Consider the following 12,070-nt stretch of genomic DNA (forward strand, 5'->3'; position numbering starts at 1 on the left):
TGGAGTTTTAACAAATTCATAGCAGGATTCTTTTTTTAATTAGTCTTAAATTCATTAGATTTGATAAATTATTATTTTAAAGATTTATTTCCGATATATTATGTCAAAAATAGCTACATTAGAAGTAGATGGTCAAAAAATTGAACTTCCGGTAATTACGGGGAGCGAAAATGAATCAGCTATCGATATTAACAAATTACGTGATTTAACTGGTATAATTACTCTTGATCCGGGATACAAAAATTCTGGTTCTTGCAAAAGTGAAATCACATTCTTAGACGGAGAATTAGGAATTTTGCGTTACAGAGGATATTCAATTGAAGATTTAGCTGAAAAAGCTAATTTCTTAGAAGTATCTTATCTTTTAATTTTTGGTGAATTGCCAACAGCTCAACAATTAGAGCAGTTTGAAAATGGTATTAAAAAGCATACTTTGGTAAACGAAGAGATGAAAAATATCATTGATGGTTTTCCTAAAACAGCTCACCCAATGGGTGTTTTATCAGCTTTGACAAGTGCTTTAACAGCATTTAATCCAAAAGCGGTAAATGTTGAAAATGAAAAAGAAATGTATGAGGCCATTTGTAAAACAATGGGTAAATTTCTTGTAATTGCTACCTGGACCTATAGAAAAACTATGGGTTATCCGTTGAACTATTACGACAATACACAAGGGTATGTAGAGAACTTTATGCAGTTAATGTTTAAATTGCCTACAGGACCTTATGCTGCTAATCCAGTTATTGTAGATGCATTGGATAAATTATTTATCCTTCATGCAGATCACGAACAAAACTGTTCTACATCTACAGTAAGAATGGTGGGTTCATCTCATGCGGGTTTATTTGCTTCTATCTCTGCAGGAGTTTCTGCTCTTTGGGGGCCACTTCACGGAGGGGCAAACCAGGCAGTGCTTGAAATGCTTGAAGAAATAAATAAAGACGGTGGTGATACTGAGAAGTTTTTAGCTAAAGCAAAAGACAAAAATGATCCTTTCCGTTTAATGGGGTTTGGTCATAGAGTTTATAAAAACTTTGATCCAAGAGCAAGAATAATCAAAAAAGCAGCTAAAGAAGTATTAGAGACATTAGGTGTTGAAGATCCTATTTTAGAAATAGCTAAAAAATTAGAAACAGCAGCTCTGGAAGATGAGTATTTCAAATCAAGAAATTTATATCCAAATGTAGATTTCTATTCTGGAATTATTTACAGAGCATTAGGGATTCCTACAGATATGTTTACAGTAATGTTTGCTATTGGTAGATTACCAGGTTGGATTGCGCAATGGAAAGAAATGCGTGAGAATAAAGAGCCAATCGGTAGACCAAGACAAATCTATACAGGGCATCCGTTGAGAGACTTTAAGTCGAACAAATAAAAATATTTTAAAGCTTCACTTAACTGTGAAGCTTTTTTTATCTTTGGCCAAAATATAATAAAGTTATGTTGCAATTAAATGTAAAGAACGAAACATCAAGACTGCGCGCCGTAGTTTTGGGTTCTGCTGTTCATAATGGTCCGACTCCATCTTTAGACGAAGTCTATGATCCTAAATCATTGGAACATATTATAGCGGGAACGTATCCTGTCGAAAAAGATATGATCGCTGAAATGGAAGCTTTTAATGCCGTTTTTCAAAAATACGATGTAAAAGTATATCGCCCTGAAATGATTGAGAATTACAATCAGATTTTTGCCAGAGACATTGGCTTTGTAATAGATGATATTTTTGTAAAGTCAAATATACTTCCTGACAGAGAACGTGAGTTAGATGCTATTGGGTACATAATTGATCAGATAGATCCGTTGAAAGTAGTTCGTCCTCCAGAGGAAGTTCATATCGAAGGTGGAGATGTTATGCTTTGGAATGATCATATTTTTATAGGGACTTATAAAGGAAGTGATTATAAAGATTACATCACAGCAAGAACAAATATGCAAGGTGTTAATTTTATTAAAAAATTGTTCCCTAATAAAATTGTCAAAGAATTTGATTTGGTTAAATCCAAAATTGAAGCTCGTGATAATGCATTGCACTTAGATTGTTGTTTTCAGCCTGTTGGAAAAGATAAAGGAATTATTTATAAAAGAGGTTTCCGTGAAGAGGCTGATTATATGTATTTGGTGAATCTTTTTGGGAAAGAAAACTTATTTCATATCGAAAGAAACGAAATGTACAACATGTTCTCGAATGTATTTTCTATTGATGAAAATGTAGTTGTTTCGGAGAAAAACTTTACGAGATTAAACAATTGGCTGCGTGCAAATGGTTTTACAGTAGAAGAAATTCCGTATGCCGAAATTGCAAAGCAAGAAGGTTTATTAAGATGTTCGACACTTCCATTAATTAGAGACTAAAAAAAAGAGTTTCAGGTTTAAAATTTCAAGTTGCTGTAACCAAAAACTTTAAACCAGAAACAGAAAAAAATATATAAAAATGAAACAAACAACAAATGCAATTTTAATGATTCGGCCAGTTGCCTTCAGAATGAATGAGCAAACTGCTGTGAATAATTATTACCAAAAAGTATTAGACGGACTTTTGCCAAGTACTGTGAATGCGAAGGCACAACATGAGTTTGATGCTTTTGTCGAAAAACTAAGAGCTGTTGGGGTTGATGTGACAGTTGTCGATGATACTTTAGAAACAGATACGCCGGACAGTATTTTTCCAAACAACTGGGTTTCTTTTCATGAAAATGGAGATGTCGCCCTTTATCCTATGTTTGCTGAGAATCGTCGTTCAGAACGTCGCGAAGATATTTTAGATATACTTGAAGACAAAGGTTTTGAAATTGCTAACATAATGGATTATACATCTGCAGAAGAAGATGGTTTTTTCTTAGAAGGAACCGGAAGTTTGCTTTTAGATAGAGCGAATGCCAAAGCATATTGCGCTTTGTCGCCTCGCGCTGATGAAGAATTGTTTATTGAATTCTGCGAAGATTTTGATTATGCTCCCGTTATTTTTGAAGCTTTTCAAACCGTTGATGCAGAGCGTAAATTAATCTATCATACCAATGTTATGATGTGTCTGGGAGAAACTTTTGCAGTGATTTGTGCAGACTGTATCGATGACAAAAAAGAACGCAAAATGATTCTTGAGAATTTAAAAGCTGATAAAAAAGAAATTATTCTGATTACAGAAGCGCAGGTGAATAACTTTGCCGGTAATATGCTGGAAGTTCGAGGTACAGATGATAGGAAATATATCGTCATGAGTGCAGCTGCACATCAGAGTTTGACTCCAAAACAAATTGCTCAGTTAGAAAATCACGCTGAAATCTTAAGTTCAAGCCTGGATACTATAGAAGCTTGCGGAGGCGGAAGCGCAAGATGCATGATGGCTGAAATATTTTTGCCAAGAAATTAAGTTTTAGAAGCTTTAAATAAAAATCCAAATTCCATACTGAAATACTCAGCTTTTAGAATTTGGATTTTTTATTTATTTAAAATATTGAATAAGTTACATCAAATTTACTTTTACAATATTAATTATTGAGCTTACAATATATTGTATTCCGATGGAGATAACAATAAAACCAACAATTCTTGAAATGGCTACAATTCCTGAAGCGCCTAAAATTCGGGCTAAGTAATGGGCGCTCTTAAGAATAGCAAAAATTGCTACTGCAATGGCAAAGATTGCTAAAGATGAGAAAGCCATTTCTTTCATTGTACTGTGTTCCTGATGAAAAGCAATTAACAAAGAGATGGAGCCAGGACCTGCGAGCATTGGTATCGCTAGCGGTGTAAGGGCAATGTCATTTCTTTGTTGTACTTCATTTTCAATTTTTTTATTGATTCCTCGTTTTTTATTGAATTTTCCGGAAAGTAATGAGAATCCTGAATTTACGATTATAATTCCGCCCGCAATTCGAAGCGCATCAATACTAATTCCAAAAAAGGATAAGACATATTGACCAATAAAAAAGGAAACGATCAAAATGATAAAGACATTTATAGCGGTCCAAAGCGAAATGCGTGATCGTTCTTTTTGAGAGTCATGTTGGGTCAATCCAACAAAAATTGGCACAGTGCCAATTGGGTTTAATACCGAAAAAAGAGCGGCAAATAAGTAAATGAATATATCCATACTGTTTTAGTTAGTGAAGTAAAAATAGTCAATTTTTAATATTTCAGAGTAAATTCATATTAGGATATTGTTTTTTGATGCTATTAATTCTATATCAATAACCTAAAGTAAGCTCATTCTTTTTGATTACTTTTGTAGCATATTTTAAAATGATGAAAAACAAAAAAACTTTAGTTCTGGGTGCTACCACAAAACCAGACCGTTACGCTTTTAAAGCTATAAATATGTTGGTTGAAAAAGGACATACTGTTTTAGCAATTGGTCAAAATACAGGTGAAGTTGCAGGTGTAAAAATTTATACCAAAGCAATTCCGGTAAAAAACATTGATACAGTAACGCTATATTTAAATCCTGCCCGCCAACGTGATTATTATAATTACATCATAGAAGCGCAGCCTAAAAGAGTGGTTTTTAATCCTGGGACAGAAAATCCGGAATTTTATCAATTGCTGGAATTAAACAATATTAAGGCTGAAGTAGCTTGTACTTTGGTTTTATTAGCTACAAATCAATATTAAACTTTTTTAGGAGCTAATTCGCGCACCCGAGCCTGAAAGTGCGAATTGGCGAAGCAATTCGTTGCAATCTTTTTGTTTTTTAAAGAAAAAAAACAAAAAGGATTTCCACTTCTATCGGGGCTAAAAAAGAAACATTAAAATAGTATTTTTGTCGTCATGGAATTTTCATCAAAACTAATAGAAAAGGCAGTCAACGAAATGTCTCAATTACCAGGGATTGGTAAGCGTACTGCATTGCGATTGGTTTTGCATTTATTAAAGCAGCCCAAAGAACAAACAGGTTTTTTATCTCAGGCATTACTCAATATGCGTGCGGATATAAAATTTTGCGAAAGCTGTCATAATATTTCAGACACAAAAGTGTGCGAAATCTGTGCAAATGCAGCGAGAAATCATCAGACTATTTGTGTAGTTGAAGATATTCGTGATGTAATGGCGATTGAAAATACAGGACAGTACAAAGGGATTTATCACGTTTTAGGAGGGAAAATTTCTCCAATAGAAGGCGTGGGTCCAAGTCAGTTAAATATTTCAACTTTAGTCGAAAAAGTAAAATACGGAAAGGTTGTAGAAATTATTTTTGCACTTAGTTCTACAATGGAAGGAGATACAACGAATTTTTATATTTATAAACAAATTGCTGAATCAGAAATTATAATCTCTACAATTGCAAGAGGGATTTCTGTGGGTGATGAGTTAGAATATGCAGATGAAATTACACTGGGAAGAAGTATTTTGCATCGGGTTCCTTTTGAAAAAACTTTCAAAAATAATTAGATAGATTATATAAATGAAAACATCAACACAGAATACAATTTTAATTACAGGCGGAGCTGGTTTTATTGGCTCCAATTTGTCGGAGTACTTTTTAGGATTAGGTCATAAAGTAGTCTGTCTCGATAATTTTGCGACAGGACACCGTCATAATTTAAAAGATTTTATAGAAAATCCTAATTATAAATTAATTGAAGGAGATATTCGAAATATAGGCGATTGTGTTTTTGCAGTCGAAGGTGTTGATTATGTTTTGCACCAGGCAGCTTTAGGATCAGTTCCAAGGTCAATTAACGATCCAATTACAACAAACGATGTAAATGTTTCAGGTTTTTTGAATATGCTGGTAGCTTCTCGTGATGCAAAAGTGAAACGATTTATATATGCAGCAAGTTCTTCTACGTACGGAGATTCGCAAGGGCTGCCAAAAGTTGAAGATGTTATTGGTAAGCCATTATCGCCTTATGCTATTACAAAATATGTAAACGAATTATATGCTGAAATTTTCAGTAGAACCTACGGATTGAAAACTATAGGATTGCGTTATTTTAATGTTTTTGGAAGAAAACAAGATCCTAATGGTGCGTATGCAGCTGTAATTCCAAAATTTGTAATGCAATTGATGAAACATGAAAGTCCTGTAATTAATGGTGACGGAAATTATTCCCGTGATTTTACTTATATCGATAACGTAATACAGATGAATGAATTGGCAATGACAAGTCAGAATTCGGAAGCTGTAAATACAGTTTATAATACGGCATACGGAGATCGAAATACCTTGAACGATTTGGTTGGGTATTTAAAAGAATATTTAGCTGAATTTGATTCAAAAATTGCTGATGTCGAAATTATTTATGGAGCCAATAGGGCGGGTGACATTCCACATTCACTGGCAAGTATAGATAAAGCGAAAACAATATTAGGTTATAATCCTAAGTATTCTTTACAAGAAGGATTGAAAGAGGCGGTCAGCTGGTATTGGAATAATTTAAAATAAGGATCAAGATAATAATAAATAGATGAAAATTACAAAAATTTGTTGCATTGGTGCAGGTTATGTTGGAGGACCAACAATGGCAGTAATTGCTCAAAAGTGTCCACATATACAAGTGACTGTTGTCGATTTGAACGAACAAAGAATTAAAGACTGGAATGATCCCAATACAGAAAATATTCCTATTTATGAACCGGGACTTTCAGAAATAGTCGCTGAGGCAAGAGGGCGAAATCTTTTCTTTTCGACAGAAGTAGAAAAAGCTATTGATGAAGCACAGGTGATTTTTATATCAGTAAACACGCCAACCAAAACTTACGGAAAAGGAAAAGGTATGGCCGCTGATTTAAAATATATTGAACTTTGCGCCAGACAAATTGCCAAAGTAGCCAAGCAAAATAAAATTGTAGTAGAAAAATCAACTTTACCAGTTCGTACAGCGGAGGCTATAAAAAGCATTCTGGATAATACAGGAAATGGAGTTCAGTTCCAAATCTTGTCAAATCCTGAATTTTTAGCTGAAGGAACTGCGGTTACCGATTTATTAAATCCGGATAGAATTTTAATTGGAGGAGATACAACGCCGGAAGGTGAAGAAGCTATTAATGCTTTAGTTGACGTTTATGCAAATTGGGTAAGCAAAGATAAAATCCTAACGACAAATGTTTGGTCTTCTGAACTTTCTAAGCTAACTGCTAATGCATTTTTGGCACAACGAATTTCATCTATAAATGCCATGTCTGAATTATGCGAAAAAACAGGAGCTGATGTAAATGAAGTAGCTAAAGCAATTGGGATGGATAGTAGAATTGGGCCTAAATTTCTAAAAGCATCAGTTGGTTTTGGAGGTTCTTGTTTTCAAAAAGACATTCTGAATCTAGTCTATATTGCAAAATCATACGGACTAAATGAGGTTGCCGATTATTGGGAACAGGTAATTATAATGAATGATCATCAGAAAAGAAGATTTTCTAATAAAATTGTTCAGACTCTATACAACACAGTTGCTGATAAGAAAATCACATTTTTAGGATGGGCTTTCAAGAAAGATACAAACGATACCAGAGAATCTGCTGCGATCTATGTAGCGGATGATTTGATTAACGAACAGGCCAAAATTGCTGTTTATGATCCCAAAGTTTCAAGAAATAAAATGTTAAGTGATTTAGATTATTTAGAAACCAGAACAGGTGAAGAAAATAGTAATGCATTAACGATATTAGATGATCCTTACGAAGCATGCAAAGAAGCACATGCGATTGCTATTCTTACAGAATGGGATGAGTTCACGACTTACGACTGGCAAAAAATTTACGATTCGATGCACAAGCCTGCTTTTCTTTTTGATGGAAGAAATATTTTGAATGCAAAAGAACTGGAATCAATTGGATTTATTTACAGAGGGATAGGTTCTTAATTGAGGAAGATATTGAGATGAGATCTAATATGAAATGTAAAGAAGGTGGGTTTGTAATTTTGTTTCAATAAAAAGAAAAAATGAAGAATTGGTATGTAGTTTATACAAAACCCAAATGGGAGAAAAAAGTTGCAGAAAAACTTACGGAGATCGGTATAGAATGTTATTGCCCATTAATTACTCAAATTAAGCAATGGTCGGACAGAAAAAAGGCTGTCGAGGTACCTCTTTTTAATTCCTATGTATTTGTTCAGTTAGAAGACGGGAATCGGAATTCTGTTTTTCAGGTTTCCGGTGTGGTCCGCTATTTGTTTTGGTTAGGGAAACCTGCAATTGTTAAAGACGGAGAAATCGAAATTATAAAAACAAGTCTTAAAGCTTCAAATATTAGTGATATTTCGGTGACTTCCATTCAGGTTGGAGATCGGATAAAATTAGAGACAGGGGCATTTAGTAATCAGGATGCAATTGTTCAGGAAATATCAAATACTTATTATACGTTAGTTTTAGAATCTTTAGGGTGTGTCCTTAAAATAAAATATAAATAATTTAGTTATATTGAGTAGCTATTGGCATTAAACAGAAGGTAAAATTTCTCCAAATAGAAATTTTATTGTCTGTTTTTTTATTATAGGTGTTTTTTATGTGTTGATTGGTAAGGGGTTGGCATTCCTTATTTTTTATTATTTGTTAGTTTTTTCTGTATTACGGGAAACCGTATTGAATAAATTGACTTAATATGTTATATTTGCCGAAAATGAATTTAGAGTAGCTGTGTCAAATCTTTGTGACTCAGAAGGGCGAAGCCGTGAATTGTTATGACTGAAATAGATAAAAAAGAGTACAAATTGATCGAAAATATAAAAATAGCTATTGTTGGCTTAGGTTATGTTGGCCTGCCTTTGGCCAGATTATTTGCTACGAAATATTCAGTAATAGGTTTTGATATTAATGAAGCACGAGTAACTTCTTTAAAATCAGGAACCGATACAACCTTAGAAGTTGATGATGCTACTTTGCAAGCTGTTTTAGTGGATAATTCTACTGCTGAAGCCGGATTGTATTGCACGACTTCTTTAAGTGATTTAGCCGATTGTAATTATTTTATAGTTACAGTTCCTACGCCAGTAGATAAAAATAATCGCCCTGATTTGACTCCATTATATAAATCGAGCGAGTCCGTTGGTAAAATATTAAAAAAAGGAGATATCGTAATTTACGAATCTACAGTTTATCCGGGAGTAACAGAAGAACAATGTGTTCCTGTTTTAGAAAAGGTTTCAGGATTAAAATTTAACGAGGATTTCTATGCAGGATATTCACCGGAAAGAATAAATCCGGGAGACAAAGAGCATACAGTCGAAAAAATACTAAAAGTTACTTCAGGTTCAACACCAGAAATTGGTTTAAAAGTTGATGCTTTGTACAAGTCGGTAATTACAGCCGGTACACATTTAGCACCAAGTATAAAAGTTGCAGAAGCAGCTAAGGTTATTGAGAATTCACAAAGAGATATTAATATTGCTTTTGTAAATGAACTGGCTAAAATATTCAACTTAATGAATATTGATACTCAGCAAGTTTTAGAAGCAGCATCAACAAAATGGAACTTTTTACCATTTAAACCAGGATTAGTCGGAGGACACTGTATTGGCGTTGATCCATACTATTTAGCACAAAGAGCCCAGGAATTCGGATATCATCCCGAAATAATTTTAGCGGGAAGACGTTTGAATGACAGCATGGGAGAGTACGTCGCTTCTCAAATAGTAAAGCTCATGATTAAAAAAGGAATTTCTGTTAATGGAGCAAATCTGTTAATGCTTGGAATTACTTTTAAAGAAAATTGTCCTGATGTTCGCAATACAAAAATTGTAGATGTTGTAAAAGCATTAAAAGAATACGGAATTTTAGTAACCATATTTGACCCATTAGCTAATGCGAATGATGTAAAAAAAGAATATAATCTCGTAACAATAAACTCTATTCCTGATAATAAATTTGATGCAATTGTTCTGGGAGTTGCACATGCTGAATTTTTAGAATTAAATTTCTCAGAACTTCAAAAAGAAGATAGTTTAATATATGATGTCAAAGGGGTTTTAGGAGCTATAGCTGATAATAGATTATAGTAACTAAAGGTCTTTTTTTATTTTAAGAAAAATGGAAACAAAGAATTCAATTATACATGTCATTTTAACTGGTGGAGTTGGTAGTAGATTATGGCCACTATCGCGAAAAAGTCAACCAAAACAATATTTAGAAATATTTGAAAATAAATCTTTATTCGAAATAACTGTAGATCGTAACAGTCATTTAGCAAATAAAGTAATGGTAGTGGGTAATGTCGATAATCATCACCTAAGTGGTAAAGTTATGGATAAAACCAAAACTTCTTATGTGAATATAGTCGAAGCAACACCTCGTAACACGGCAGCTGCAATTGCTTTTGCGGCATTTGCTTCAAATCCTGATGATATACTAATAGTAACACCTTCAGATCACATTATTGATAAAATAGAGGATTATAATAAAGCAATTAATGAGGCTGTATCAAAAGCTGAGGATGGTTTTATTGTAACTTTCGGGATTATCCCTACCAAGCCGGAAACTGGATACGGTTACATAGAGTCTAAAGGAGATAACGTAATTTCATTTCGTGAAAAACCAAATCAAACTACAGCTAAAGAATTCATTGCTAAAGGAAATTTTTTGTGGAATAGCGGAATGTTTTGTTTTAAAGCCAGTGTTCTTTTGGACGAACTAAAACAGTTTCAGCCGGATGTTTATGAAAAATCAAAGGCTGTGTGGGAAGCAAGTAAAAATGGATTCTTAGATTTAGATTTGTCATTAGAGATTCCATCCATCAGTATTGATTATGCTGTTATGGAGCGCAGTAAAAAAATTAAAGTAGTTCCTGCTGCGTTTTCGTGGTCAGATTTAGGCTCATTTGAATCGGTTTACGACTATTTGGTTTTAAAAAATCATCCCGTCGATAAAAATGGAAATATGGTAATTGGATCTGGTAAGCACACTACATTTTTAGGATTAAAAAATACTATTTTTGTATATACAGATACAGCAAATTTAATTTTGCAGAAAGAAAACTCACAAGATGTAAAGGATATTTACAGTGAGTTGGAAAAAATAAATTCAGATTTATTAAATTAATTGAAATTTAAAATGAAAAAAATTCTTATAACCGGTGGAGCTGGTTTTATTGGTTCGCACGTAGTAAGACGTTTTGTAAACAAATATCCCGAATATCAAATCTTCAATTTAGATGCTTTGACTTATGCCGGTAATCTGGAGAATATTAAAGATATAGAAAATCAATCCAACTATACCTTTATAAAAGGAGATATTGTTGATGAAGCTTTTATCAATGAGCTTTTTTCATTACATAATTTTGATGGTGTTTTGCATTTAGCAGCAGAATCTCATGTCGATCGTTCTATTGAAGATCCATTAGCGTTTGTAAGAACCAATGTAATTGGAACTATGAATTTATTGAATGCTGCAAAAAATCAATGGAAAAATAATTTTGAAGGCAAACGTTTCTATCATATTAGTACTGATGAAGTGTATGGTTCTCTGGGAGCAGAGGGGCTATTCACAGAAACTACTTCTTATGATCCTAATTCGCCTTATTCAGCTTCTAAGGCAAGTTCAGATCATTTTGTGAGAGCTTACGGAGAAACTTATGGTTTGCCATATGTTCTGACCAATTGTTCAAATAATTATGGATCATATCATTTTCCTGAAAAATTGATTCCTCTTTTTATAAATAACATCATCAATAATAAACCATTGCCTGTTTATGGAGATGGAAATTATACACGTGACTGGCTTTTTGTTGAAGATCATGCTATTGCAATAGACTTAGTTTTTCATGAAGGAAAAAATCATGAAACCTATAATATTGGAGGTTTCAATGAATGGAAGAATATCGACTTGGTGAAATTATTGTGCCAAATTATGGATCAAAAATTAGGCAGATCTACAGGAACTTCTCAACAATTGATTACGTACGTAAAAGACAGACCAGGGCATGATTTACGCTATGCGATAGATGCTTCAAAAATAAATAAAGAATTGGGTTGGAAACCTTCTGTTACTTTCGAAGAAGGCTTAGAAAAAACAATAAATTGGTATCTCAATAACGAAGAATGGTTACAAAATGTCACTTCTGGTTCTTATAAAGAGTATTACCAAAAACAATATTCATAAAAGCAAGTAATTTATTTAAACCAAATAGGTTAAATTAT

General features: G+C 33.3%; 12 protein-coding genes. 11 read left to right on the top strand and 1 reads right to left on the bottom strand.

What is annotated here, in order from left to right; genetic code table 11:
- Window positions 1-100 precede the first annotated feature (100 nt).
- The 3 genes from NJT12_RS04010 to ctlX all read left to right on the top strand — a co-directional run bounded on the left by NJT12_RS04010 (window position 101) and on the right by ctlX (window position 3,373).
- Window positions 101-1,378, top strand: a complete 1,278-nt coding sequence (locus NJT12_RS04010; RefSeq protein WP_072960644.1) for a citrate synthase — start codon at window positions 101-103, stop codon at window positions 1,376-1,378.
- 65 nt (window positions 1,379-1,443) lie between these two features.
- On the top strand, window positions 1,444-2,358 hold the full coding sequence (locus NJT12_RS04015) for a dimethylarginine dimethylaminohydrolase family protein (RefSeq protein ID WP_271334616.1): 915 nt from the start codon (window positions 1,444-1,446) through the stop codon (window positions 2,356-2,358).
- Between the two features lie 79 nt (window positions 2,359-2,437).
- Entirely contained in the window at window positions 2,438-3,373 is a 936-nt protein-coding gene (gene ctlX, locus NJT12_RS04020) for a citrulline utilization hydrolase CtlX (protein WP_271334617.1), read from the top strand.
- Between the two features lie 93 nt (window positions 3,374-3,466).
- Here ctlX and NJT12_RS04025 read toward each other — a convergent pair whose 3' ends face one another.
- Window positions 3,467-4,096, bottom strand: a complete 630-nt coding sequence (locus NJT12_RS04025; protein WP_271334618.1) for a MarC family NAAT transporter — start codon at window positions 4,094-4,096, stop codon at window positions 3,467-3,469.
- 152 nt (window positions 4,097-4,248) lie between these two features.
- Between NJT12_RS04025 and NJT12_RS04030 the strand changes: the two genes are divergently transcribed.
- From NJT12_RS04030 to rfbB, 8 genes are all read left to right on the top strand, one after another.
- Window positions 4,249-4,614, top strand: a complete 366-nt coding sequence (locus tag NJT12_RS04030; protein WP_271334619.1) for a CoA-binding protein — start codon at window positions 4,249-4,251, stop codon at window positions 4,612-4,614.
- 156 nt (window positions 4,615-4,770) lie between these two features.
- Window positions 4,771-5,391: a recombination mediator RecR gene (gene recR, locus NJT12_RS04035; RefSeq protein ID WP_271334620.1), complete on the top strand. Its 621-nt coding sequence runs from the start codon at window positions 4,771-4,773 to the stop codon at window positions 5,389-5,391.
- Window positions 5,392-5,404: 13 nt separating this feature from the next.
- Window positions 5,405-6,388, top strand: coding sequence for an SDR family oxidoreductase (locus NJT12_RS04040; protein ID WP_271334621.1), 984 nt, complete (start codon window positions 5,405-5,407; stop codon window positions 6,386-6,388).
- A 22-nt stretch (window positions 6,389-6,410) separates the two neighbouring features.
- On the top strand, window positions 6,411-7,802 hold the full coding sequence (locus NJT12_RS04045) for a UDP-glucose 6-dehydrogenase (RefSeq protein ID WP_271334622.1): 1,392 nt from the start codon (window positions 6,411-6,413) through the stop codon (window positions 7,800-7,802).
- An 80-nt stretch (window positions 7,803-7,882) separates the two neighbouring features.
- Window positions 7,883-8,350 (top strand): UpxY family transcription antiterminator, encoded by a 468-nt coding sequence (locus NJT12_RS04050; RefSeq protein ID WP_271334623.1) that lies wholly within the window; start codon window positions 7,883-7,885, stop codon window positions 8,348-8,350.
- A 270-nt stretch (window positions 8,351-8,620) separates the two neighbouring features.
- Entirely contained in the window at window positions 8,621-9,934 is a 1,314-nt protein-coding gene (locus tag NJT12_RS04055) for a nucleotide sugar dehydrogenase (RefSeq protein ID WP_271334624.1), read from the top strand.
- Window positions 9,935-9,965: 31 nt separating this feature from the next.
- Window positions 9,966-10,973 carry a mannose-1-phosphate guanylyltransferase gene (locus NJT12_RS04060; RefSeq protein ID WP_271334625.1) on the top strand — a complete coding sequence of 336 codons (1,008 nt, stop codon included), beginning with the start codon at window positions 9,966-9,968 and terminating at the stop codon, window positions 10,971-10,973.
- 12 nt (window positions 10,974-10,985) lie between these two features.
- Window positions 10,986-12,032 carry a dTDP-glucose 4,6-dehydratase gene (gene rfbB / locus NJT12_RS04065; RefSeq protein ID WP_271334626.1) on the top strand — a complete coding sequence of 349 codons (1,047 nt, stop codon included), beginning with the start codon at window positions 10,986-10,988 and terminating at the stop codon, window positions 12,030-12,032.
- Window positions 12,033-12,070 lie beyond the last annotated feature (38 nt).

The organism is Flavobacterium azizsancarii (assembly GCF_027980145.1).
GTDB lineage: Bacteria > Bacteroidota > Bacteroidia > Flavobacteriales > Flavobacteriaceae > Flavobacterium > Flavobacterium azizsancarii.